The following is a 24,222-nucleotide window of genomic DNA, read 5'->3' on the forward strand; positions in this document are numbered from 1 at the left end:
GGCTTCAAAACAGTTCAAGCAAGCTCTGCACGCGTCCACTATTCGGTTACGAAACAACAACCTTCGCAACCCCAAAATTTCATACAGCATCACCACAACAAAATATTGTGTCACCACGCACACGCAAGTAACACACAGACCACCACCACACCCAACAGCAGCAATGCGAAGGGTTGTGGCGGAGTGAAAGAGTTACGGCGGTCATAGCGTAGGGGAAACGCCCGGTCCCATCCCGAACCCGGAAGCTAAGCCCTACAGCGCCGATGGTACTGCAACCGGGAGGTTGTGGGAGAGTAGGACGCCGCCGGACACAACCACACAGGAAGGCCCCGCAGCCCCCAAACCCCTAACAGGGTTCGGAGAGGCGCGGGGCCTTTCTCATACCCAAAACACTTCCCGGCCGGCACCCACACCGGCCAGCGCACGCACCCCGCCGGCACCCACCCCGGCCAGCGCACGCAGCGCACTGCGACACCAGGGAAGCGGCGCCGCAGTGCGCTGTGCTAGTGAGCCTTGGGTTTGGGGCCCACGCCTCCCGGCTGGCGGAGCATGATGACGGCCGCGGCGAAGAGTCCCACGAGGGCCAGCGCTGCTGAGACCAAGAATGCATCAGCATGATGTAGGGCCGGCGCAAAGCCGAGTCCAACGAAGACGGCGACGCCGCTGGCTCCTCCAAGTTGGTCGGCCGCCCGTTGGATCCCGGATGCCACTCCTGCGTCCGCGTCAGTCGTGCCGCTGACGGCAAGATACTGCAGGCCAACCAGTCCAAAGCCCATGCCCGCCGCGATGAGCAGCATGGCGAGAAGTAGCCACGGCACGCCTCCACCAACCACTGCGACGACCGCGATCACCGTCATCGCGGATCCAGTTGACGCTATGCCGGTCAAGACGCACGCGCGAGCTCCCCACCGTGTCATGAGTCGGGGGACCAAGACGGTGGCCGCGATGAGCGCTCCGGCCAGAGGAAGCATGGTGACGCCCGCCGCCATGGGGCTCAAACGGAGTCGGTCTTGGAGGTAGAACGTGAAGAGCAAGAACGACGTAGACAACGCTCCGCTGAGCAACATGGTGGTGAGGTTCGCTTTCAAACGCGCCTTGTTGGCGAATATGGCGCGAGGAACGATGGGGTTGACGGCACGCGACTCGATGCGGAGGAAGGCGACACCGCTCAACAAGGCGCCGATGAGAGCCAAGACGTTCAGCCAGATGCTTGTCTCCGGGTCACCAGCTCCAACCACGGCGTAGATGAAAAGCAGGGGGCTGGCCGTCAGGAGGAGAGCTCCAGGTACATCAATGCTGACCCGCGTGGTGGGAGCCCGGCGTTCGCCCGGGATCAGCAGCCACGTCGCCGCGATCACCACCAGGATGAACGGCGTAGCGATCAGAAAAATCCACCGCCATCCCAGGTACTCGGTGATGATCCCGGAGAGCGCAAACCCGAGAACCAGGCCGCAGCTAGCTACGGCGGCCCAAATACTCAATGCACGCGATCGTCGGGGGCCTTCTGGATACAACAGCACGATGGTGGCCATGGCTGCGGGCAGTGCTATTGCCTAGCCTGCGCCCTGGAGCAGGCGAGCGACGACCAAAAGAGGGAAGGAAGGGGCGAGTCCGGCGAGGAGGGATGCCGCACCGAAAATTGTGGTGCCACCTAAGAGTGTGCGGCGTCGACCGAACACGTCTCCGAGCCGGCCACCGAGCATCAGGAGACCGCCGCCGGTCAGCGTGTAGCCGACCACCACCCACGTGAGGGAGTGGCCGCCGACGCCGAGGTCTGCGCCGATTGAAGGTAGTGCGACGTTGACCACTGTCACATCGACAGCGATGAAGAATTGCAGCATGGACATGGCGCACAAGATGAGGGGCGCGTGCCAAGGGCGGGGGCGTTGACCGCGTGAAAAGGGGGTGTCAAAAGACATGGAATGCTCCGTCGCTCGAAAAGGTACCGAGCAGCACGGTGTGCCGCATCGGACTGAAACCGAAACGGCCGGACGAGCCAGGGGAATGATGTGGTGAGCTGGACGTCCCGCCGTTAGCGGGAGGTCTCGGTCACTGCCGGGCAAGCGGCTGAGCATGAAGCGGCTGACATGCCGGTCACGTTAGCAGAGCCTGCGTGGGTCGCCGTGGATCTCAAGCGCGAACTGATCCAGAGGCCTGGCGGCGAGGGGGTGCACAGCAACGGCCACGGCATCTTCGGGGGATGTCACAGTCCCTGGTGCTCGCGTCTGAAGCCAGCGCTGTTCATAGCGGCTAGAATGGATACTTGCGTCGACGGCAGTCTGTCGACGCGCCAAGAAACTTTAGAGAGGTCACCGTGTCAAACCACCAGGAGGGCAACGGCCCCCGTCGTCAGGATCGATCCGGTCAGGGTTCCGGCTACACCGGAAACGGTCGCAAGCCGTACAGCCCGCGCAATGATGATCGGCCGGCCCGTGACGGAGAGCGTCGTTCCGGTGGCTTCGGTGGCGATCGTCGTGATGATCGCGCGCCCCGTCGTGATGATCGTCAGGGTGGCGGCTTCCGCGGCAATGACCGTCGTGATGACAACCGTGGTGGTGGCTTCCGCGGTGGTGACCGTCGTGAGGACACTCGCGGTGGGGGTTTTGGTGGCGATCGTCGTGATGATCGCGCCCCCCGTCGTGATGATCGTCAGGGTGGCGGTTTCCGCGGCAATGACCGTCGTGATGACAACCGTGGTGGTGGCTTCCGCGGTGGTGACCGTCGTGAGGACACTCGCGGTGGGGGTTTTGGTGGCGATCGCCGCGATGATCGCGGCCCCCGTCGTGATGACAACCGTCGTGATGACAACCGCGGTGGTGGCTTTGGCGGCGACCGCCGCGAGGACCGCCGCGATCAGGCACCCCGCAGCGACCGTCCCCAGCGCGACACGCGCCCGGCGCGCGATGAGCGTCCCCAGCGTGCTGAGCGCACGGAGCGCCCGGCGCGCACCGAGCGTCCCGAGCACAGCAACCGCCCTCAGCCGACCGATCGCCCGCAGCGCGGCGGCGGATTCGGCGCCGGCGATCGTCGTCAGTCCTCGGACCGCGGCCCGGCCCGTGGGGATCGCAACGACCGTGGGGATCGCAACGACCGTGGCGCCCGCAACGATCGCAATGACCGCGGCGACCGTGGCGGCTTTGACCGCCAGGGCCGCGAAGAAGAGCGTCCGGAGCGCCTGGGCGGCGACAACCGCGCAGCGAACCGCGATGGCCGCGAGAAGTCCCCGGAGATCGATAGCGATGTGACGGGCAAGGAGCTGGACAAGCCGGTGCTGCGCGAGTTGCAGTACCTGGACGAGCGCAACCGCGGCTGGGTGGCCAAGCACTTGGTCATGGCCGCCCGCTACATCGACACCGAGCCGGAGTTGGCCTTTGACCACGCGGAGGCAGCAAGCCGCCGCGGTGGCCGCGTCGCCATGGTCCGCGAGGCTGTTGGCCTCACCGCCTACGCCTCAGAGAAGTTCCACGACGCCCTGCGTGAACTGCGCACCTACCGCCGCATCTCCGGCTCCGACGAGCACTTGGCCCTGATGGCCGACTGCGAGCGGGCGCTGGGCCGTGTGGACAAGGCCCTGGAGACCGTCGAGTCGCCGGAGGCCCAGGCACTGACTGGCGCCGCCGGTGCAGAGGTCGCCATCGTGCGCGCCGGCATCCTCATGGACCTGAACCGCCAGGAAGAGGCGGTCAAGGCCCTGGAGATCCCCACGCTGGACATGAACAAGGCCTACTCCTTCAGCCCGCGCCTCTTCGAGGCGTACGCAGAGGCCCTGATCTCAGTGGACCGCAAGGAAGAGGCCGCCAAGTGGACGGCCCGCATCGCGGTTGCGGAGCAGGCGCTCGGTGTCGAGGAGGACGAGGAAGAGATCATCGACCTTGACCTGCTCTTGGATGACCCGGAAGAGGACGAGGACGGCGATGTGCTGCCGCGGGCCGCGGAGGCAGTGGCCGGCTACCGCGAGGAGCAGCCCCGCATCAGCGACGAGGACTCCCTGCGCACGCTGAGCAACAATGGCGAGGATGAGGACGGCGACGTGCTCCCCGAGGGTCACGAGGACCCGTTTGCCTACGGCGACGAGTCGGAGGAGTCCAACCACCCCGAGCAGAGCCGCGATGAGCAGCATGACGGTAGCCCGGAGCAGGACGATGAAGAGCTCGAGGACGGCGACGCCGTTGATGAGTTCGCCTCGCAGCAGCGCGAGCTGGGCGGTGCGGAGGACTCCGAGCGGTGAACAACACCGCGGTGACCAAGCCGCAGCGTTTGGTGGACCTCTACGACGGCCTGCTCTGTGACCTGGACGGCGTCGTGTACGCCGGCCAGGGCGCGTTGCCGGGCGCCGTGGAGTCGCTGAACCGCGCCATGGCAGAGGGCCTGCGGGTCGGCTTTGTCACCAACAACGCCTCTCGGCGTACCGAGGCCGTCGCAGAACACCTGCGCGGCCTCGGGCTGTCGGTGGGCCCGGAGCAGGTCTTCGGGTCCGCCGCGGCGGCAGCCCGCCTGGCCCGGGACGACTCGGAGGGCTGGGAGGGCCTTGGCTCCCCGCACGCGGGGGAGCTGACCGCCATGGTGGTGGGCTCCGATGCGCTGCGTGAGCAGGTCGCAGACGCGGGCTTTGCCCTCATTCCTGTGGCAGAGGACGCGCACCCCGACTACGTGATCCAGGGATTTGACCCGGGCCTCGGCTGGGCGGACCTCGCGGCCGCGGCGTATGCCATTCAGCGCGGCGCCAGATGGGTCGCCAGCAACACCGATTCCACCATTCCCCGCGCCCAGGGCATCGCTCCGGGCAACGGCAGCCTGGTTGCCGCAGTTCGCCGCGCGGTGGACTGTGAACCGTTGGTGGCAGGCAAACCCCAGCCCACGCTGATGCACCTTGCGGCGCAGCAGCTGGGTTGCGAGCGCCCGCTCATGATCGGGGACCGCCTGGACACGGACATCGCCGGCGGGATCGCCGCGGGCATGGACACGGTTCTGGTCCTGACCGGCATCGACTCGAGGGACACTGCGCGGCAGGCGGACGCAGCGCAGCGCCCCACCTACGTCATCGATACGCTGGCCGGGCTCTTTGAAGCGGCGGAGTCAGCGCGCGCATGAGCACCAACACACCGCCCCTCCCTGGGCCGCACCAGCCAGCGCAGGAGCGCCCGCTTCCCTCGGAAGCGCAGCTGCTTGAGCCACTGGAGCTGCTCGACGACGCGGGGCTGGGTGAGCACCCGGCCCACTTTGAGCGCCTCCTGGGTCAGCTCACTGAGGCCCTCGAGGAGGAGGCATGAGCGCGGCCATTCAGTCCGCCTCAGCACCGGAAGCCGGCAGGGTGGATCAGCTGCTGGTCACGAGCGGGTTGTGCTCCTCGCGGACTCGGGCGGCCAAGGCCATCGCCGCGGGCCGCGTCAGCGTGGACGGCTTAGTCGTCACCAGGGCCTCCTTGGCAGTGAAGCCGGGGAGCGAACTGAGCCTGACAGGGGACGAGGCAGATCGTTATGTGGGCCGCGCCGCGCACAAACTGATCGGCGCCTTGGAAACCTTCACCAGCGTCGTCGTGCAGGATGCCCTCTGCCTGGATGCCGGTGCCTCCACCGGTGGGTTCACGCAGGTGCTGCTAGAACGTGGCGCGCGCCGGGTGATCGCCGTGGACGTGGGCCACGGGCAGCTGCATCCCACGCTCAGCGCGGATCCGCGCGTGGAGAACCACGAAGGCGTGAACGTGCGCCAGCTCACGGAGGACTTTGTTCCCGGGGGAGTGGACCTGGTCGTGGGCGATCTCTCCTTCATTTCCCTCCGGCTGGTGGTGGGACCGCTCGCGAATGTGACGCGCCCGGGCGGGCAGATGATCTTGATGGTCAAACCCCAGTTTGAGATTGGTCGCGAGCGTCTGGCCCGCACCGGTGTGGTGACCCACGCCGGTTCGAGGAAGGTCGCCGTGGAAGGCGTCGTAGACGCGGCACTGCGGGCTGGCCTGACGCTGGAAGAGGTCTCCAGAAGCTCGCTGCCTGGGCAGGACGGCAACGCCGAATTCTTTCTTCGCCTCAGCGTCCCCACCCGGCCGCACACCGAGCACTTCTCCACCGCAAGCGAACAGATCGCCGCAACGCTCGCCGCCGTTGACTACTCTTAACGTGTTCCCCGCCGTGGGCCGTTCTTGGTCAGCGAGCAGAACACGATGGACGTCGGAGAGGACGGCATGAGGCGCATTCTGGTCTTGACCCACACGGGCCGCACGGAGGCAGTCAGCGTTGCGCTGGAGGCCTGCGAGCTGTTGCGTGCCAACGGGCTGACCCCGGTGATGCGCGCCGATGAGGCCGCAGAGATCCGCGCGAATCAGAACTGCGATCACTTGGACGTTGAGGTGCTTGGCCAGGATGTGGGCCTGAACGGCATTGAGCTGGGCATGGTTCTGGGTGGGGACGGCACCATCTTGCGCACCGCCGAGTTGGTGCGTGGATCCTCCGTGGCGCTCCTTGGCGTCAACCTGGGCCACGTCGGCTTCCTCGCGGAGAGCGAGAAGGCGGATCTGGAGAGCACGGTGCAGGCCATTGTGCAGCGCAATTACACCGTGGAAGAGCGCATGACCATTGATGTGCAGGTGTTCTCCGGGGGGCAACGCCGCGCGCACACCTGGGCCCTCAACGAGGCCGCGGTGGAGAAGGCCGAGCGCGAGCGCATGGTGGAGGTGGTGGTGGAGGTGGATGCCCGCCCCATCAGCACCTTTGGCTGCGACGGCGTGGTCATGGCGACTCCCACCGGCTCCACGGCCTATGCCTTCTCCGCCGGCGGGCCGGTGGTCTGGCCGGAGGTGGAGGCGCTGGTCATGGCCCCCATCAGCGCCCACGCGCTCTTTGCCCGGCCGCTGGTCGTGGCACCCACCTCCACCATGGCCGTGGAAATCCTCACCCGCACGGAGGCGCGAGGTGTGCTGTGGTGCGACGGGCGCAGAACAGTTGACCTGCCTCCGGGCTCACGCGTGGAGGTGACCCGCAGCTCGCACCCTGTGCGGCTGGCCCGCCTGACCCACACCCCGTTTAGCGAGCGCCTGGTGCGCAAGTTTGAACTGCCCATCGTCGGGTGGCGCGGCCCCGCAGGGGACGCGAGCCAGCCGGCCACGAGCGAGACCCCGGTAGTGGGGCACGTGAACGTCGTAGAGCCGCCGCGCAATGTGGCCCCGCTCTTGCCAGAAGGACCGGAGTTACCTCGATGATTGAATCCCTGCGCATCCGTTCCCTGGGTGTCATTGACGAGGCGGAGCTGCCGCTCGGCGCCCCGCACAGCGCCGCGGACATCCAAGACGCCAGCCTGCCGCTTGGCCCCGGCTACACCGTGGTCACGGGCGAGACCGGCGCGGGCAAGACCATGGTCGTCACGGCCCTTGGTCTGCTGACCGGGCGGCGCGCGGACGCCGGCATCGTTCGGCGCGGCCAGGACAAGGCGGTCGTGGAGGCCACGATCATTGACTCGCCGGATGCCCCCGCCTTCAGGGAGGCCGCGGAGGCGGGCGCGGAGCTCGACGACGATGGGCCCGGTCGCGCTGCCCTGTACCTGTCCCGCACGGTGTCAGCAGAGGGGCGCGGCCGCGCCCACGCTGGCGGGCGTTCCATCCCGGTGGGCGCGCTGGGACGGATTGGCGACAAGTTGGTGGCGGTCCATGGCCAGTCGGATCAGTTGCGCCTGCGGGGAACGGGGGAGCAGCGAGCCGCGCTGGACGCCTTTGGTGGCGAGGACGTGGCGGCGGCGCTGGCCAAGTACGTCGCCAGCTTTGAGGCGCTGAACGCGGCCACGGCGGAGCTCGCGGACATTCATGAGCGCGGGCGTGAGCGCGCGCTAGAGGCGGAGACCCTGCAGTCCGCCTTGGAGGAGATTGACCGTGTTGACCCCCAGCCAGGGGAGGATGACGAGCTGACGGCGCGCTCACTGCGCTTGACCCACGTGGAGGAGCTACGCGGGGGCGCAGCAAGCGCGCACGCGGCGCTGGTCAGCGAGGAGATTGGAGAGGCGGTGGACGCCGTTTCTCTGGTGGACGCAGCCAAGCGCGCCCTGGAGGCGGTGGACGCAGACGACCCGGCTCTGGCGGAGCAGACGGCCCGCCTGCGGGAGCTGGGCTACATCCTCTCCGACGTAGCCACGGAGTTGGCCAGCTACATGCAATCCCTGGACGCGGATGCCCCGGCGGAGCTTGCCGCGGTGGAGGACCGGCGCGCGGACCTGGCCGGCCTGCAACGCCGCTACGCCCCCAGCATCGACGAGGTGCTGGAGTGGGCCGCCCAGGCGCGCGTGCGCCTGAGTGGACTGCAGGATGACCCGGCGCGAGCGGAGGAGCTGACCGCCGCCGTCGCCCGTCTCCAGGCCGAGTTGGAGGAACACTCCCAGGCCCTGCACGCGCTGCGTGTTGAGGCGGCGCAACGGCTGTCAACGCGCGTGGATCAGGAGCTGCACGCGCTGGCCATGCCCCAGGCCAGGCTGAGCATCCAGGTGGAGGCCGCCGCGCCGGCCACGCACGGCGCAGACGAGATCAATTTCTTGCTGGCCCCGCATCCCGGGTCTGATCCCCGCCCGCTGGGCAAGGGGGCCTCTGGCGGCGAGCTCTCACGCGTGATGCTGGCACTGGAGGTGGTGCTGGCTGAGGTGGATCCGGTGCCGACCTTTGTCTTTGATGAGGTGGATTCCGGCGTGGGCGGGGAGGCCGCGGTGGAGATTGGGCGGCGCCTGGCCCGCCTGGCCCGCCATGTCCAGGTGGTCGTGGTGACCCACCTGCCGCAGGTGGCGGCCTTTGCCGACCGGCACCTGAACGTCACCAAGACGGCGCACGGTGAGGGAAGCTCCGGCTTCACCACCTCAGATGTGGTGACCTTGGACACCGAGGGACGCATTACGGAACTGGCCCGGATGCTCGCCGGACAGGCTGATTCCGAAGCGGCGCGCGCCCATGCCAAGGAATTGCTGGAGGACGCGGCAGCGGAGGCGGCCCGGCCGTCCTAACCCCGGCGCTCCTTCCGGAGCCCGCCGACACTTTCCGGGGCACCCCATCAGGTGTGCTTTGGCCCCTTCGATGCTAAGGTGAAGTCCCGTGGTGCAACGATCCTTTCCCAGGCAACGGTCCAACGAGACCACCAAACACATCTTCGTCACCGGTGGCGTGGCGTCCTCTTTGGGGAAGGGGTTGACGGCTTCTTCTCTAGGAAACTTGCTGCGTTCGCGCGGCCTTTCCGTGACGATGCAAAAGCTGGACCCGTACCTCAACGTGGATCCAGGCACCATGAATCCGTTCCAGCACGGCGAGGTCTTTGTGACCGACGACGGCGCGGAGACGGATCTGGACATCGGTCACTACGAGCGCTTCCTTGACGAGAACCTCGCCGGAAACGCCAACGTGACCACCGGCCAGGTGTACTCCACGGTGATCGAGAAGGAGCGCCGGGGGGACTACCTTGGCGATACCGTCCAGGTCATCCCGCACATCACCGATGAGATCAAGCGCCGCATGCGCCTGCCTGCCACCGAACCCGGTGATGGCAACAGCGCCCCGGACGTGATCATCACGGAAATCGGCGGCACGGTTGGCGACATCGAGTCCCAGCCCTTCCTCGAGTCCGCGCGCCAGGTGCGCCAGGACATTGGCCGCGGCAACGTCTTCTTTGTGCACGTCTCCCTGGTCCCTTACATCGGCCCCAGCCACGAGCTCAAGACCAAGCCGACGCAACACTCGGTGGCGGCTCTGCGCTCCATCGGCATCCAGCCGGACGCGCTAGTGATCCGCTCGGATCGCGAGGTCCCCATGGAGATGCGCGTCAAGATTGGCCGCACGTGCGATGTGGACCCGGAGGCGGTCATTAACTGCGCGGATGCCCCGAGCATCTATGACATCCCGGTGACCATCCACGCCCAGGGCCTGGATGCGTACATCGTCCAGGCGCTCTCCCTGAAGTTCCAGGACGTGGACTGGACCAAGTGGAACAAACTGCTGGACGCCGTTCACCACCCCAAGCATGAGGTGGAGGTGGCGCTGGTGGGCAAGTACATCGACCTGCCGGACGCGTACCTCTCCGTCACCGAGGCCCTGCGCGCCGGTGGCTTTGCGAACCAGACGCGCGTGAAGATTCGCTGGGTGCGCTCGGATGAGTGCGCCACGCCGGAGGGCGCCCGCAAGGCCCTGAAGGGCGTTTCCGCGATCTGCGTGCCCGGTGGCTTTGGCATTCGTGGCTTGGAGGGCAAGCTTGGAGCCCTCACCCACGCGCGCACCACCGGCCTGCCGACCCTTGGCTTGTGCCTTGGCCTGCAGTCCATGGTGATTGAGTACGCCCGCAACATGGCCGGCCTCACCGAGGCGTCTTCCACCGAGTTTGATCCGAACACGGCTCAGCCCGTGGTCTCCACCATGGCGGAGCAGGAGCACATCGTGGACGGCAAGGGAGACCTGGGCGGCACCATGCGCCTTGGCCTGTACCCGGCCAAGCTGAAGGAGGGCTCCGTGGTGGCCGCCACCTACGGCGCCACCGAGGCCTCCGAGCGTCACCGTCACCGCTACGAGGTCAACAACGCCTACCGCGTGCAGTTGGAAGAGGCCGGCCTGGTCATCTCCGGCACCTCGCCGGACGGTCACCTGGTGGAGTACGTGGAGTTGCCCCGCGAGGTGCACCCCTACTACGTCTCCACGCAGGCCCACCCGGAGCTTGGCTCGCGTCCCACCCGCGCCAACGCGTTGTTTGCCGGCCTGATCGGCGCCGCCTTGGAGTACAAGGTCAAGTGATGCCGAGCGTCGCGGGGCAGGGTCCGGCTGACGGCTCACCATCGAACCAAGCATCGCTTGACGAGGCGCAGCAGCGCTTCTTCGAGACGATTGCGGATGTTCCGGTGAGCCCCGGGCTGGTGTCCCGCGACGTCACTTTCTCCGGCCACATTTTTGATGTGGTGCGGGAGAAGTTTGAGATGGACGGGGTGGACCGGGTCATCTCGCGGGACTTCATCCACCATCCGGGCGCCGTAAGTGTGGTGGCGATGGATCAGGATTCTCGCGTGTTGGTTCAGCGCCAGCGCCGCCAGCCGGTGCGCTCGGAGCTATGGGAGATTCCAGCTGGGCTCCTGGATGTTGGCGGGGAATCTGCCCTGGATGCCGCGGCACGCGAGTTGTATGAGGAGGCGGATTACACCGCCGCCCGCTGGGACGTGCTGATTGATCAGTACAACTCTCCGGGTTCCTCAGATGAGGCCATGCGCATCTTCCTGGCGCGGGAGCTGACCCCGGTCCCCGAGTCCCAGCGCTTTGAACGCACCGAAGAGGAGGCCGGGTTGCAACCCGTCTGGCTCCCTTTGGAAGACGCGGTGGACGCCGTGTTGGCCGGCCGCTTTACCAATCCCACCGCCATTACCGGGATCCTTGCCCTGGCGACCACCGTGGCCTCGCGCTTCACGCATCTGCGCCCGGTGGACGCCCCGTGGCCGGCGCGGCCCGCGGCCCAGAGCCCGGCAGGAACCACTCAGCCGCGCCCCATTGACTTCGCTTGAGCCTGTCATGACGGACGTGCCCACGCCGGATGCGCTGGAGCGAGCGGTGGACTCCTATCTGCAACACCTTGCGGTGGAGCGCGGCTTGGCGGCCAACACCCTGGGTGCCTATCGCCGTGACTTGACCCGCTACGCGCACTACCTGCGCGCGCAGGGCCACCACACGCCACTGGGCGTGGGCCCCCGGGACGTCACCGGTTTTGCGCAGGCCCTGGGCGACGGCGCTGACGGCGCCTCCGCTCTGGCGCCGCGTTCCGCGGCGCGCACCGTGGTGGCCGTGCGCGGCCTGCACAAGTTTTGGGCGCTGGAGGGCATCACGGCCGAGGACGTGGCCTCGGATGTGCACCCGCCGCGCGCTGGGCAGCGCCTGCCCAAGGCGTTGCCGCTGGCGGACGTGGAGGCCATCCTTGGTGCCCCGGACACGGAGACGGCGGCCGGGTTGCGGGATAGGGCGCTGCTGGAGTTCCTCTACGCCACGGGGGCCCGCGTCTCCGAGGCCGTGGGCCTGGATGTGGATGACCTGCACCTGGAGGCGGAGGATGATTTGCCGGCCGTGGTGCGGCTCTTCGGAAAGGGGTCCAAGGAGCGCGTGGTTCCGCTGGGTTCCTATGCGGTCAAGGCGCTGGGGGAGTACCTGGTGCGGGCACGGCCCGGGTTGGTGGCCCAGGGCAAGGGGACCCCGGCGCTCTTCCTGAACCAGCGCGGAGGGCGGCTCTCGCGCCAATCGTCCTGGCTCATCATCAAGGCCGCGGCAGAACGGGCCGGCATCGCCGCCGCCGTCAGCCCTCACACCCTGCGCCACTCCTTCGCCACGCACCTCATCGAGGGCGGCGCGGACGTGCGCGTGGTGCAGGAACTGCTGGGCCACGCCTCCGTGACCACCACGCAGGTCTACACCCTGGTGACCGTGGATACCCTGCGAGAGGTGTTCCTGACCTCGCACCCCCGGGCGCGCTAGTAGGTTCGTCCTTCGGACCGGTTTTCCCAGGCGGTCCGGAGCTTCCCTGGCTGTAGTGGGCCAATAACTTGTGGGGCAACCAAAACTTCAGTCCCGCGGTGAAAGAGCAGGCCGGAAAAGAAGAGAACCCCTGCGTCTTCGAAGGGGTTGCTCGGGACACCGGAGAAGTGACTGGCCCTCCCGCGACCTCAAGCTGGAGACCAGGCCGGACCCGCGATCAGCGATTCGCCGACAACGTGGCGTTCTCCGTCCACAGCGGCACCTCTAACGGCCCCGCCGAGTCGATTAAAGGCTGGTTTGAGCACCTCCACGTCAGGCCGCCATCTGCAATGGGCTCCTACGCAGCCGACTGGGCCTTCCCCAGGAATTTGCACTGCCGAAGGACTTATTCCAGACAGGTCACACTAAGATAACAATTCCTTATCCGATAGTGTTCAAACCCGGCGGGGTGCCACACTTTCCCCATCAAAAGATAATTTACCCGAAGGAGGAATCCTGGTCAGGCCAGTCAGACGAGCCTTAGTAGAAAATTTGGCGATTGCTTCAATCAGTATTCTGTAGATTAGTCTTACGGCGATCCCTGCAGTCGCAGAAGAATCTCCCCCCGAAGCTGGAATCGGGCAAGAAGGTTGAGCATAAACCAGTGGAAAGCTTGAGAATTGCCGGACTTCTTTCGATGGCAAAATCCGGGCCCCAATTCACCGCCAGCGGAAGACGGGATTTTCAGCTTCTGGTTTCTGCTAAGACTCGAGAGGCAGATACGTCCAAGTTACCAGCCGGGGTTCAAGCTGACCCAGTCTCCGAGATGAGCGTGAAGGCAAGTGAGATCAAAATTACGAAAGACTCAACAGGTCAGTCGCTGCTCATTGAAGCGCGTACTTCAGTCAAAAAAAGCATACTCAACTGGCGAACGTGGTGAAGAGCTCATAGAAACAGTTTCGGTCATCGACAGCTCGGGGAGTATCTCCTCGATCAAGGGGCAGAGCAGAATTGGGCATGCTCCGGTTGCCACCGGAAAGGTTGTCGCCAAAAACCCGGGAGTGACTTGCTTTGCTCACAAAATCTAAGCCACCCCGCAGGGTTGCGGCAGTGATTTCCCTGGCACTCTTCGCTGGCTCGTTTTTGTCTGCTTGCTCTCAGCAAAGCAGTGATGACAGCAGGCCGATGCCCACCACAAGTGCGAGCAGTACTTGCTCTACTGGTGCCCCCAATGCAATTTCCTCTCTGCAGGGTTTTTTGGTGGCGGCCGGAGAGAATAATCTCGAAGGGGCAAAGAGGTTCAGGCAGCAGGGTGGATCCGTTCCAGCTAGTGCCTGGGACACGCTGGCTAAACGAGTAAAGGGTGCACAGGTTTCAGAGATGAATTTTAGTGCAGACCGGATGGGAGGCACGTCCATGATTCGTGTCGTGGCCGGTGATGGCACAGTGGTTGGGGATTTCCAAGTGAGCGAACAGCAGGACTCGCCTGGTTGTTTCGCGGTTGTTTGGGGTGAGTACCCCCAGCAATCTCCGGCCGAGCACTCTGAAACAGCCTCGGTATAGAGGCCAGAATCCGCAAAGCAACTGTCGCACGCAGAACCATGAGGAGGGCGTCGAAATCTGCTCTTAAGTCTTCGTTCTGTCAAAGTGCTGTCTTGGGCCGTCTGGCCGGATTCTTCCGGTGAGACGGCCCTTTAATTCATACTTGGCACTTGGAGGGAATGCGCCCTCAGTTTGGTGGCTCGTCGCCTTTAACGAAGAGCGTGGGGTCTGTACTCTCCGGATTCCAGAAGTGCTTGGGCGCTCAGGGATGCTACTCAGTTCGTTCAGCAATCTGCTCGCGTGAAATCCGTCGGCGGCCGAGCGTGCCGGCATCGCCGCCGCCGTCAGCCCGCACACCCCCGGGCACGCTGACCCCCTGCGCTGGGTCGGTGGACGGTCTGCGACGCTGTTCAGTCAATCCAAGAGGGGTTGGCAAACAACTCCTGCAGTTCGTTCAGCAATCTGCTCGCGTGAAATCCGTCGGCGGCAGCGTGGTGGATCTGCGCCGCGACCGGCAGGAGCGTGCGGCCTTCGCGCCGAACGTAGCGGCCAAGCGTGAAGATGGGCAGCAGGTGGTCCTCGCTTCCCGCGATGTTGAGGTTGAAGCCGGTGAATGAGGTCCAGGGCAAGGAGGAGACGTCAAACGCATTGGCGGGCGGGGGCCCTTGCGGGAAGAATGCCGTGGCCGTCCGGTGCATCGCGAGGGTGTCGGCGGCCGCGTCGTGGAACGTCGAAAAGTCAGTTGAGTACGGGGTCCAGACGCTGGCGAAGGTCTCCCTGTCCGGGTTGAAGACCGTGAAGGCAGGGTGCAGGACCGGCCACACGCCGACCTCGCCTGCAGTGTTAATGCTCATGCGGAACTCGTCATGACGATTCACGACGGTGGCCAGGGCCCAGATCTGGGCAACGTAGCTCTTCCGGGGTGAGCGGCGCAGGGCCTCGGCGAACTCGGTGACGTCGAGTTCCACAGTCAGCGCGTAGCTGCACGGGACCGCCGTGCGGTAGTGCTCAAAGTGTTCACGCCGCGGCCAGGTGCTCAGATCGATCGGAGTGGGGATGTCCATGCCCCCATCATCCCTGTCCGCTGCGGCTGGAACACCCCTGCGAGACAACACCGCCCGCCCAGGTGGTGTCCTGAGCGGGCGGTGTTGCTTTGGACGCCCCCCGTGCGGGCGGCGAGGCCTGGTTCGGGAGGCGACGCAGCGGCGTCGAGCACCCGGTGGAGGCGGCCTGAGAGCTAGCTCAGGTGACGCTCGTCCGGGCCGTTGTACTCAGAGAGCGGGCGGATCAGAGCGTTGGCGGCGCGCTGTTCCATGATGTGCGCGGTCCACCCGGTGATGCGGGCGGCGATGAAGAGCGGGGTGAACATATCCGTGTCAAAGCCCATGAGGTGATACGTGGGCCCGGCCGGGTAGTCCAGGTTCGGTTTGATGGACTTGGCCTCGTCCATGGCCTGCTCCAGACCGTCGTAGAGACCCAGCATCTCCGGACGGTCAAAGTGCTCAATCATCTTGTCCAGCGCGGCTTTCATGGTCGGCACGCGGGAATCGCCGTGCTTGTACACGCGGTGGCCAAAGCCCATGACCTTCTTCTTCTGAGCCAGGGCGTCCTCCATCCATGCCTTGGCGCGGGCGGCGGCCTCCTCGCGGGTCTCCTCCTTGCGAATGCCGATCTCGTCGAAGGTGTGCATCACGGCCTCGTTGGCGCCGCCATGCAGCGGGCCCTTGAGGGCGCCGATGGCACCGGTGACCGCTGAGTGCAGATCCGAGAGGGTGGAAGTGATCACGCGCGCCGTGAAGGTGGACGCGTTGAAGGAGTGCTCCGCATAGAGGACCATCGAGACGCGGAAGGCGTCCACCACCTCGGGGGCCGCCTCCTCACCGAAGGTCATCCAGAGGAAGTTCTGCGCGTAATCAAGGTCCTCGCGTGGCTCCACCAGATCCTGGCCACGGCGGCGGCGCTGATCGTAGGCCACCACAGCCGGGAAGGCGGCCAAGAGGCGCTTGGCCTTGGCCAGCTCCGCCTCGGGGCTCGAATCAGCCGTCTGCTCGTCATTGGCGCCCATCACGGACACAGCCGTGCGGCCCACGTCCATGGGGTGACAATCCAGCGGCAGCAGGTCGATGGCCGCCTTGATATTGGGCGCCAGTTCGCGGCCGGCACGCTCCGTCTCCGTAAAGGCGGCCAACTCCTGCGGGGTGGGCAGCTCCCCGTTCCAGAGCAGCAACGCCACCTCCTCAAAGCTCTTCTGCGCCGCCAGCTCCTGCACCGGGTAGCCGCGGTACAAGAGGGAGTTCGTCTCGGGGTTGACCTTGGAGACCGCGGTGTAGTCAACGACGACCCCGGCCAGGCCCTTCTTCATTTCACTCATGGGAACTCCTCAGAGGTTGGCGTTGTTGGTGTCGATGTCGGTGGTGGGCACCCGGAAGTTGAAGATGCCATTGTCGAAGCGGTTGTAGCCTTCGTAATCCACCAGCTCGTACAGCCGTGCTCTTGTCAGCATGTCAGGCACAGCGCCTTCTTGGGTACCGTCGGCCTTGATCGTTGCCAAAGTGCGTTCCATGGCGCCCATTGCCGAACGCATCAGCGTGACGGGGTAGATCACCATGGCGACGCCGGCGGAGGCCAGCTGCTCGCGGGTGTAGAGCTCAGACTTGCCAAACTCCGTCATGTTCGCCAACACCGGCACGTCCACCGCATCGCAGACGGCCTTGAACTCGGAGAGGTCCTTCAGGGCCTCTGGGAAGATGGCGTCCGCGCCGGCCTCCACCAGCGCCTTGATGCGTTCGATCGTGGCGCCCAACGTGTCCACGCCGCGCAGGTCGGTGCGTGCCATGATCAAGAAGTTGGGGTCGCGACGGGCATCCGCCGCGGCGGCAATGCGCTTGATGGCCGTGTCCAGGTCCACCATGTTCTTGCCGTCTAGATGACCGCAGCGCTTGGGGTTGAACTGGTCCTCGATGTGCGCGCCAGCCAGGCCTGCGTCCTCAAACTCCTGAATGGTGCGCGCCAGGTTCATGGGCTCACCAAAGCCGGTGTCCGCGTCAATGACACAAGGCAGGTCCGTGCTGCGGGCAATCTGCATGCCGCGCTGGGCCACCTCGGTGAGAGTCGTGAGGCCCACGTCCGGCAGGCCCAACTCATTGGCGAGCACTGCACCGGAGATGTACACCCCGGCAAAGCCCTGCTCCTGGATGAGTTTGGTGCCAAGCGGCGTGAACGTCCCGGGGAACTGCGCGGCGCCGCCGCGCTGGAGCATGGCCCGCAGATCCAGGCGTTTCTGCGCGGGAGTCTTGTTTGAATACAGCATTAGAACAGGCCCTTCGGGGAGGTTTCCAGGGGCACGGAGGCCACGATGTTGAGCTGGCCCAACTCACCTGCGCCCAGCGAGGCCACGTTCTCCGCCGCGGCGATGAAACGGTCAATCTCCTCCGGGGCGACCTTGCCCTCGGCAAGCGTGCGGAACTTGTTGATGTAGTCCGCCCGCCCAAAGGGCCGCGCGCCCAACGGGTGCGCGTCCGCCACAGCGATCTCGTCCACAATCTTGGAGCCGTCGTTGAGCTCAATCTCCACGCGGCCGCCAAAGGCCTTCTCGCTGATGTCCAGTGAGTGGTAGCGGCGCGTCCATTCGGAATCTTCCGCGGTGGTGATCTTGTGCCACAGCTCCACGGTGTCCGCGCGGCCCGCGCGCTCGGGGGAGTAGGAGACCACGTGATCCCACGCGCCATCCTGCAGTGCTACCGCGAAGATGAAGGGGATGGAGTGATCCAACGTCTCGCGGGAGGCGGTGGGATCGTACTTTTGCGGGTCGTTAGCGCCGGAGCCGATCACGAAGTGAGTGTGGTGGCTGGTGTGCAGCACCACGGCCTTGACGTTGGCCGGATCCTTGACCTCCGGGTGCTCCGTGCCCAGCTTGCGGGCCAGGTCAATCCAGGCCTGCGCCTGGTATTCCGCGGAGTGCTCCTTGGTGTAGGTATCCAGGATGGCGCGCTTGGCTTCCCCAGACTCGGGGAGGGGCACCGTGTAGTTGGCGTCCTTGCCATCCAGCATCCAAGCAATGACGCCGTCCTCGCCCTCGTAGATCGGCACGGGGGAGGTCTGCCCGCGCAACGCACGGTCCATGGCCTCCACGGCCATCTTGCCGGCGAACGCCGGGGCGTGGGCCTTCCACGTGGAGATCTCGCCCTTGCGGGACTGGCGGGTGGCGGTGGTGGTGTGCAGCGCCTGGCCCACGGCCTGGAAGATGGTCTCCACGTCGGCGTGGAGCAGGGTGCCGAGCCCGGCTGCGGCGGAGGGGCCAAGGTGAGCCACGTGGTCAATCTTGTGCGCGTGCAGGCTGATGCCCTTGACGAGGTCCACCTGGACCTCGTAGCCGGTGGCGATGGCACGGATCAGGTCGTGGCCGGTGGAGCCCACGTGCTGGGCCACGGCCAGGATCGGCGGGATGTTGTCACCGGGGTGGGAGTACTCCGCCGCCAGGAAGGTGTCGTGATAATCAAGCTCTCGCACGGCCACGCCGTTGGCCCACGCGGCCCACTCCACGGCCACTGGCTCGTCGGTGCCAAAGACCTTGCCGCCTTCGCCGCCCGTGGTGACGGGGTGCGCCTGAGCTTGGCCGCGGGCGGAGACGATCGGGGCGCGGTTCAGGGAGGCAATCGCCACGGAGGCGTTGTCGATGATGCGGTTGATGACCATCTCTTCCACGTCGGGATCAACGGCGACGGGATCTGCGGCAATCGTCGCGATCTTGTGGGCCAACTGCTCCTCGCGGGGCAGGTTCTCGTCGCTACGGTAGACGCGCACGGTGTGATTGATCATGCTGTTCCTCTCAACGAGCGGCCGGCTGGGCCGCAACAGGGGTACGCACGGCCTGGCGGCCCTGCGAGTGGGTTTTGATGTGGGCATGGGAGTGATGCAGGTGCATCACGGTGGCCGCCGCTGCCAGGTCGGCGTCCCCGGCGGCCACGGCGCGGGCAATCGCCGCGTGCTCGCGGGCGGAGGCCAACAGCCGCTCCGGCTGGTCTTGGGACAGTCTCCGCACGCGCGCTAGGTGAACGCGCAGCGTTCGCAGGGACTGCGCCAGGTAGGGGTTGCCCACGGCCTGGTCCAGGCTGGCATCCAGTTCTGCGGCCAGTTCGTAATAGCGCACAGGGGCCGACGACGCTGTGTCCTGCGCCTGCTCGAACCTCACCGCGAGGTCCTCAAAGACTGCGCGCGAGCCGCGCTGGGCCGCCCAGCGCGCGGCGGTCACCTCTAGCGCTTGGCGTAGTTCAAAGAGGTGATCCACGGAGTCGATGGAGACGTCGGAAACGACGGCGCGCCCGCCCTGCTGCGTCGCAAGGCCGTCCGCGACCAGGCGGGCGACCGCCTCACGGACCGGGGTACGGGAAACTCCCAAGCGCTCGCCGAGCTCCACCTCTGGGAGGGCGGTGCCGGGTGCTAGGCGCCACTCGACAATGTCCCGCCGGAGGGCGTCATAGGCACGGTCGCTAGCTTTCACCCTCTCAGTGTATACATATCGATCGCAGAAGGGACAGGGGATCTGGTGCTTGTCGGTGTTTACCGGCAGTTCGTTTGAGCTCTTGCGCCCGAATGACCGATATGCTGTATACATGCAGGAAGGGTAGCGTGACGTACGCCACGGAAATGGACCCGCGGTCCATATGCGGGCTGGCACCTTCCGGCGGAAATGGACCCGCGGTCCATTTTGCGGGCGGGTCCGGCGGTGGATATGGACCCGCGGTCCATTTCCGGAGGTGGGTACTTTTTGGGCGGGCTGTGCTGTTTGTGCGGTGCGGCTTGTTGAGCAGTTCGGATGCAGGCAAGGACAAGAGAGGGTCATCATGACTAACTACGCAGAGGCCTACCGCCGCAGCGAAGAGGATCCGGACGGCTTTTGGTTGGACGCCGCCCGCGCCCTGGACTGGGACCGCGCCCCCACCACCGGGGTGGACGCCACCAACGCACCCCTGTATCGCTGGTTCGGTGACGGACGGCTCAACCTGACCTTCAACGCACTGGACCGCCACGTCGCCGCCGGGCGGGGAGATCAGGCCGCGCTGATCTATGACTCGGCCGTGCTAGGCGTGCAGCGCAGCTACAGCTACTCCGAGCTCCTCGACGAAGTCGCCACCACCGCAGGCGCCCTGCGAGACCTCGGGGTGGGCGTGGGGGACCGGGTAGTGCTCTACCTGCCCATGATCCCCGCCGCACTCATCGGCATGCTGGCCTGCGCCCGGATCGGCGCTGTCCACTCCGTCGTCTTTGGAGGCTTTGCGCCGCGGGAGCTCGCCAGTCGCATCGATGACGCGGCCCCGTCCGCGATCATTACCGCCACCGGCGGCGTGGAACCCAGTCGCAGGATCGAGTACCTGCCCGCCGTAGCGGAGGCCCTCTCCCTGGCCAAGCACAGCGTCTCCCACGTCCTGGTCACCCAACGCGACGGATTCGCGACGTCTCTGAGCGACGTCGAGCAGATGGTCCCTGGGACCTCCTGGCATGACACGGAAACCCTGCGCGCCGCGGCCGAACCCGCTGCACCGGTGAGCGTAGAGAGTACGCACCCGCTTTACATCCTCTATACCTCTGGCACCACGGGTGCTCCCAAGGGCGTGGTGAGGGACACCGGCGGGTACGCGACGGCCCTGGCCTGGTCCATGGAGAACATCTACGGGGTGGGCCCGGGGGAGAGCATCTTCACCGCCTCGGATGTGGGATGGGTGGTGGGGCACTCCTACATCGTCTACGCGCCGCTGCTGGTGGGCGCGACCACGGTTCTGTACGAGGGCAAGCCGGTGGGCACCCCGGACGCCGGCGCCTTCTGGCGCCTGACCGCGCAGTACCGGGCGCGCGTGCTCTTCACGGCCCCCACGGCGCTGCGTGCCATCCGCAAGGCAGACCCAGAGGGCCTGCTGGTCCGGGACTACGACCTCTCCGGGCTGCGCGCCCTCTTTGCCGCCGGCGAGCGCCTGGACCCGGATACCGCCAAATGGGCCGCGAAGGTGCTTGGTGTGCCCGTCATCGATCACTGGTGGCAGACGGAGACGGGATGGCCCATCGCCGCCAATCCCTTCGGCATGGATCCGCAGCCGGTAAAGCTTGGCTCGCCCACGTGGCCGGTGCCCGGGTACGGCGTGGAGATCCTGGACGCCATGGGCCAGCCGGTGGCTGAGCCGGGTACGGAGGGCAACATTGCGTTGCGGCTGCCGTTGCCGCCAGGAACGCTCACGACCCTCTGGGGAAACGACCAACGCTACGTGGATTCCTACCTGTCCACCTTCCCCGGCTATTACGCCACAGGGGACTCCGGGCACGTGGACCGGCACGGCTACGTGTTTGTGATGGGCCGCACCGATGACGTCATCAACGTCTCCGGTCATCGCCTCTCCACCGGCGCCATGGAACAAGTGGTGGCCTCCCACCCCGCCGTGGCGGAGTGCGCCGTGATTGGCGTGGCAGATCCGCTCAAGGGCCAGCGCCCCTCCGGCTACGTGGTGCTCAAGGCCGGCGCCCACATCCAGGAGGACGCGCTGGCGCAGGAACTGGTGGCCCTGGTGCGGCAAGAAATTGGCCCGGTCGCGGACTTCAAAGAGGTGCGTGTGGTGCAGGGATTGCCCAAGACGCGCTCCGGCAAGATCCTGCGCAAGACCATGCGTCAGATGGCGGACGGCGAGGACTATGCGGTGCCAAGCACCATCGAGGACCCGGCCGTTCTGGACGAGCTGATGGGGGTGCTGCGACCGCGGGCCTAGCGGCTCCCGCCCTGACGTGTCGAATACTCCACCTCTGGCCGACCAGGGGTGCCGTGCCGCGGCGCCCGGCTGGCCCTGCCCGTCTCCACCAGGTGCTCCAGGTAGCGGCGGGCCGTCACACGGGACAGCCCGGTGAGCTGCCCCAGCTCGGTGGCGCTGAGGGCGCCGGTACTCGCCGAACCGGTACTTGCCGAACCGGTGCCTGCTGAACCGGTCGACGCCGCGAGCGCGTCCGCCACGCGGGTCAGCGTCTCCGCGGTGAGTCCCTTGGGCAGTTCCGTTCCGCGCGGGGAATCGTGGTTAAAGATCCGATCCAGCTGCTCCTGATCCGGGACCTCTCCGCGCTCGCCGAGGCGTAGGCTCAGCTCCCTGTAGCCGCCCACTCGTGCCGCAAACTCATCAAAGGTGAAGGGCTTGAGCAGGTAGTGGGTCATACCAAGGGCCACTGCGGCGCGCACCACCTGCCGATCTGAGGCGGCGGTCAGGGCCACGGCGCCGCCGGCCCAGCCGGCCGAGCGCAGATGGCGCAGCACGTCCAAGCCGTGCCCGTCCGGCAGGTTCATGTCCACCAGGAGCAGGTCCACACCAAAGTCCGCGTACACGCGCCAGCGCCCCACCAGGTACAGCAGCGCTGCCTTGCGAGTCCCGGCGGTGTGTACGTGCTTCACCCCTGGGAGGCGGCGCAGGTACTCCTCATAGACGGAGGCGGTCACCGGATCGTCCTCCAGGATCATGACTCGCAGGGCGCTCATGCCTCCTCCTTGCTGGGCAGCGGGACCTCGACCGTGAAGACCGTGCCGGAATCGGCGGCCGCGCTGATGGTCCCGCCCAGACGCCCCACGGCATGCGCGACAATCGCGAGCCCCTGCCCGCGCCCGCCCGGTCCCGCGGCCTTGGTGGAGAATCCGGCGGCAAAGATGCGCTCGGCGTCGTCCGCGCTGAAGCCGGTGCCGCCGTCCGCCACCGTGGCCACCAACCAGCGAGATCCCGCTCCGGGCCCCGCTGGCGAAGCTGCCCCCTTCGGCGGCCCGGTTTCTTGCTGCGCTTCGGAACTCTCGATCCCCGCCTCGAGGCGCACCCAGCGCGAGTCGGCGTCGGGCGCGCCCTCAGCGGCGTCGATCGCGTTGTCGAGAAGATTGCCAAAGATCGCCACCGCCTCGGCGGGAGGCAACGCGGTGCCCTCGCCGAGGCGCAGGGCCGTCTGCAGTTCGACGCCGCGCTCCGCGGCCTCTGCGCTCTTGGCCCGCGCCAGGGCGGTGAGCACCACGTCACCCTCCACGGCGGCGGACTGCGTGGTGCCGTCCCGGCGCACGCTCTGGCGCAGCATGGCGTGGGCGTCCTCCGCTCGGTCAATCTCCAGCAGGCCAAGCAGCGTGTGCAGCCGGTTGGCGTGGTCGTGGTTTTGGGCCCTGAGTGCGGAGGTGAGGGACCGGGTGCTCGCCAGCTCGCCGGCCAGGGACTGCACCGCCGTGTGATCGTGCACGGTCAGCACAGCGCCCGCTCCAGCGGCGGTGTCAGCGCCGCGCTCGCTGCGAGCCCAGCCCACCCGGCGGCGCAGGGGCTGTTGGCGCAGTACCACCACGCGCCGTCCCACGCTGTGCGCCTCGTCCTCCGCCCGCCGCCCTGACGCGATGAGCTCGGCGATGGGCTCTGGCAGGCCCAGCCGTTGTGGGTCAAGGCCGCTGGGGGTGTCCGGCTCGTCCTCGGCGCTGGGCAAGTGCAACAGCGCATCTGCGGCGCGGTTGTGAAACACAATGCGGCCGTGCGCGTCGCTGATGACAATGCCCTCGTCCACGGAGAGCAGGGCGGCGTCCGCCACGGCGAAGTGGCGGGCCAGCGCCTCCGGACCCAGCCCCGCGGTCACCCGGCGCAGGTATCGCGCGGCCCACCAGGAGAGGAATCCCATGACCAGGGCCAGGCAGGCGGCGATGCCAAGGGTCAGCGGAACCCCGGACGCCGCAAGGACGGAGACGGCGCCCACCTCGGTGCCCACGGTCAGGGCGCCCACCACCCGGCCCTCGTCAAAGACCGGCACCACGGCGCGGACGGAGAGTCCAGCGGTGGCGGTGCTGCTGGTCTCCGTGAAGCCACGGCCGGCGAGCGCCTCGGTGATGGTCCCGGAGTAGTGCGTGCCCTCATATCCGGGGCGGTGATAGGTCAGTCGGGTGCCCTCGCGGTCAAGGAAGGTGGCGAACGCGGAGCCGGTCTGGGTCATGATCCGGGCGGAGATGGGTTGGAGCTGGGCCCCTGGATCCGCGGAGCGGTAGGCGGCTGCCACGCGTGGGTCGTCCGCGGCCAGCTGGGCCACGGCCAGGGAGGAAGCGGACTCTGACCGGAAGGCGGCGTCGCGCGTTTGAAGGAAGGAACCGATCACCGCGAACGAGGTGATCAGCGTCAGGAGCGCCCACTGGGCCACCAGCAGCCTGCGCGCAAGGCTCCATGAACGCACCGGCGCTACCCCCTCGTTGCTCTCGCGACCCCGCGCCGGGGCCGCCCTCCAGT

Annotated in this window: 18 protein-coding genes, 1 rRNA gene and 1 pseudogene; 11 read left to right on the forward strand and 9 right to left on the reverse strand. The window is 66.7% G+C overall.

Annotation, left to right across the window (positions count from 1 at the left end):
* Positions 1–193 precede the first annotated feature (193 nt).
* A 5S ribosomal RNA gene (gene rrf / locus DWQ67_RS03655) occupies positions 194–310 on the forward strand.
* A gap of 193 nt (positions 311–503) precedes the next feature.
* Here the strand turns inward: rrf and DWQ67_RS03660 are convergent.
* Positions 504–2,075 (reverse strand): annotated as a pseudogene (locus tag DWQ67_RS03660) (MFS transporter).
* Positions 2,076–2,317: 242 nt separating this feature from the next.
* Positions 2,318–3,325: a hypothetical protein gene (locus DWQ67_RS03665; RefSeq protein ID WP_147433605.1), complete on the reverse strand. Its 1,008-nt coding sequence runs from the start codon at positions 3,323–3,325 to the stop codon at positions 2,318–2,320.
* On the opposite strand from DWQ67_RS03665, the gene DWQ67_RS03670 reads away from it, so the two are divergent.
* The 9 genes from DWQ67_RS03670 to xerD all read left to right on the forward strand — a co-directional run bounded on the left by DWQ67_RS03670 (position 3,269) and on the right by xerD (position 12,448).
* A complete protein-coding gene (locus tag DWQ67_RS03670; RefSeq protein WP_147433606.1) occupies positions 3,269–4,228 on the forward strand; it encodes a tetratricopeptide repeat protein in 960 nt (319 codons plus the stop codon). The genes DWQ67_RS03665 and DWQ67_RS03670 overlap by 57 nt on opposite strands.
* Positions 4,225–5,091, forward strand: coding sequence for an HAD-IIA family hydrolase (locus DWQ67_RS03675; protein ID WP_233555895.1), 867 nt, complete (start codon positions 4,225–4,227; stop codon positions 5,089–5,091). The genes DWQ67_RS03670 and DWQ67_RS03675 overlap by 4 nt, the downstream gene beginning before the upstream one ends.
* Complete coding sequence (locus tag DWQ67_RS03680) at positions 5,088–5,270, forward strand: hypothetical protein (protein ID WP_121484259.1); 183 nt, start codon at positions 5,088–5,090, stop codon at positions 5,268–5,270. The genes DWQ67_RS03675 and DWQ67_RS03680 overlap by 4 nt, the downstream gene beginning before the upstream one ends.
* The gene (locus DWQ67_RS03685; protein WP_121484260.1) at positions 5,267–6,112 is read left to right on the forward strand and encodes a TlyA family RNA methyltransferase; all 846 of its coding nucleotides are present in this window, start codon (positions 5,267–5,269) and stop codon (positions 6,110–6,112) included. Before DWQ67_RS03680 ends, DWQ67_RS03685 begins: the two co-directional genes overlap by 4 nt.
* Before the next feature lie 45 nt (positions 6,113–6,157).
* The gene (locus DWQ67_RS03690) at positions 6,158–7,192 is read left to right on the forward strand and encodes an NAD kinase (protein ID WP_233555896.1); all 1,035 of its coding nucleotides are present in this window, start codon (positions 6,158–6,160) and stop codon (positions 7,190–7,192) included.
* Positions 7,189–8,967 (forward strand): DNA repair protein RecN, encoded by a 1,779-nt coding sequence (recN, locus tag DWQ67_RS03695; protein ID WP_121484261.1) that lies wholly within the window; start codon positions 7,189–7,191, stop codon positions 8,965–8,967. Before DWQ67_RS03690 ends, recN begins: the two co-directional genes overlap by 4 nt.
* Before the next feature lie 88 nt (positions 8,968–9,055).
* Positions 9,056–10,735: a CTP synthase gene (locus DWQ67_RS03700; protein WP_121484262.1), complete on the forward strand. Its 1,680-nt coding sequence runs from the start codon at positions 9,056–9,058 to the stop codon at positions 10,733–10,735.
* Entirely contained in the window at positions 10,735–11,490 is a 756-nt protein-coding gene (locus DWQ67_RS03705; protein WP_121484263.1) for an NUDIX domain-containing protein, read from the forward strand. Before DWQ67_RS03700 ends, DWQ67_RS03705 begins: the two co-directional genes overlap by 1 nt.
* A gap of 7 nt (positions 11,491–11,497) precedes the next feature.
* Positions 11,498–12,448 (forward strand): site-specific tyrosine recombinase XerD, encoded by a 951-nt coding sequence (gene xerD / locus DWQ67_RS03710; protein WP_121484264.1) that lies wholly within the window; start codon positions 11,498–11,500, stop codon positions 12,446–12,448.
* Between the two features lie 1,931 nt (positions 12,449–14,379).
* On the opposite strand, the gene catA is transcribed toward xerD, so the two are convergent.
* The 5 genes from catA to DWQ67_RS03735 form a co-directional block, all read right to left on the reverse strand.
* A complete protein-coding gene (gene catA / locus DWQ67_RS03715) occupies positions 14,380–15,033 on the reverse strand; it encodes a type A chloramphenicol O-acetyltransferase (protein ID WP_121484265.1) in 654 nt (217 codons plus the stop codon).
* Positions 15,034–15,206: 173 nt separating this feature from the next.
* On the reverse strand, positions 15,207–16,340 hold the full coding sequence (locus tag DWQ67_RS03720; RefSeq protein WP_121484266.1) for a bifunctional 2-methylcitrate synthase/citrate synthase: 1,134 nt from the start codon (positions 16,338–16,340) through the stop codon (positions 15,207–15,209).
* A gap of 9 nt (positions 16,341–16,349) precedes the next feature.
* A complete protein-coding gene (prpB, locus tag DWQ67_RS03725; RefSeq protein WP_121484267.1) occupies positions 16,350–17,279 on the reverse strand; it encodes a methylisocitrate lyase in 930 nt (309 codons plus the stop codon).
* Complete coding sequence (locus tag DWQ67_RS03730; protein WP_121484268.1) at positions 17,279–18,787, reverse strand: MmgE/PrpD family protein; 1,509 nt, start codon at positions 18,785–18,787, stop codon at positions 17,279–17,281. Before DWQ67_RS03730 ends, prpB begins: the two co-directional genes overlap by 1 nt.
* A gap of 10 nt (positions 18,788–18,797) precedes the next feature.
* The gene (locus tag DWQ67_RS03735) at positions 18,798–19,469 is read right to left on the reverse strand and encodes a GntR family transcriptional regulator (RefSeq protein WP_121484269.1); all 672 of its coding nucleotides are present in this window, start codon (positions 19,467–19,469) and stop codon (positions 18,798–18,800) included.
* A gap of 343 nt (positions 19,470–19,812) precedes the next feature.
* Between DWQ67_RS03735 and DWQ67_RS03740 the strand changes: the two genes are divergently transcribed.
* Positions 19,813–21,720, forward strand: a complete 1,908-nt coding sequence (locus DWQ67_RS03740; RefSeq protein WP_121484270.1) for an AMP-binding protein — start codon at positions 19,813–19,815, stop codon at positions 21,718–21,720.
* On the opposite strand, the gene DWQ67_RS03745 is transcribed toward DWQ67_RS03740, so the two are convergent.
* Positions 21,717–22,472, reverse strand: a complete 756-nt coding sequence (locus DWQ67_RS03745) for a response regulator (RefSeq protein WP_121484271.1) — start codon at positions 22,470–22,472, stop codon at positions 21,717–21,719. The genes DWQ67_RS03740 and DWQ67_RS03745 overlap by 4 nt on opposite strands.
* Positions 22,469–24,169, reverse strand: a complete 1,701-nt coding sequence (locus DWQ67_RS03750; RefSeq protein WP_158595356.1) for a sensor histidine kinase — start codon at positions 24,167–24,169, stop codon at positions 22,469–22,471. Before DWQ67_RS03750 ends, DWQ67_RS03745 begins: the two co-directional genes overlap by 4 nt.
* Positions 24,170–24,222 lie beyond the last annotated feature (53 nt).

This window comes from Galactobacter caseinivorans, assembly GCF_003640665.1.
GTDB lineage: Bacteria > Actinomycetota > Actinomycetes > Actinomycetales > Micrococcaceae > Galactobacter > Galactobacter caseinivorans.

What these genes read in the sequence shown, in the direction of transcription:
- prpB (WP_121484267.1), bottom strand. Translation starts at nt 17,279, where the DNA reads ATGCTGTATTCAAACAAGACTCCCGCGCAGAAACGCCTGGATCTGCGG.
- DWQ67_RS03680 (WP_121484259.1), top strand. Translation starts at nt 5,088, where the DNA reads ATGAGCACCAACACACCGCCCCTCCCTGGGCCGCACCAGCCAGCGCAG.
- DWQ67_RS03720 (WP_121484266.1), bottom strand. Translation starts at nt 16,340, where the DNA reads ATGAGTGAAATGAAGAAGGGCCTGGCCGGGGTCGTCGTTGACTACACC.
- DWQ67_RS03740 (WP_121484270.1), top strand. Translation starts at nt 19,813, where the DNA reads ATGACTAACTACGCAGAGGCCTACCGCCGCAGCGAAGAGGATCCGGAC.
- catA (WP_121484265.1), bottom strand. Translation starts at nt 15,033, where the DNA reads ATGGACATCCCCACTCCGATCGATCTGAGCACCTGGCCGCGGCGTGAA.
- DWQ67_RS03730 (WP_121484268.1), bottom strand. Translation starts at nt 18,787, where the DNA reads ATGATCAATCACACCGTGCGCGTCTACCGTAGCGACGAGAACCTGCCC.
- xerD (WP_121484264.1), top strand. Translation starts at nt 11,498, where the DNA reads ATGACGGACGTGCCCACGCCGGATGCGCTGGAGCGAGCGGTGGACTCC.
- DWQ67_RS03705 (WP_121484263.1), top strand. Translation starts at nt 10,735, where the DNA reads ATGCCGAGCGTCGCGGGGCAGGGTCCGGCTGACGGCTCACCATCGAAC.
- DWQ67_RS03745 (WP_121484271.1), bottom strand. Translation starts at nt 22,472, where the DNA reads ATGAGCGCCCTGCGAGTCATGATCCTGGAGGACGATCCGGTGACCGCC.
- DWQ67_RS03685 (WP_121484260.1), top strand. Translation starts at nt 5,267, where the DNA reads ATGAGCGCGGCCATTCAGTCCGCCTCAGCACCGGAAGCCGGCAGGGTG.
- recN (WP_121484261.1), top strand. Translation starts at nt 7,189, where the DNA reads ATGATTGAATCCCTGCGCATCCGTTCCCTGGGTGTCATTGACGAGGCG.
- DWQ67_RS03690 (WP_233555896.1), top strand. Translation starts at nt 6,158, where the DNA reads ATGGACGTCGGAGAGGACGGCATGAGGCGCATTCTGGTCTTGACCCAC.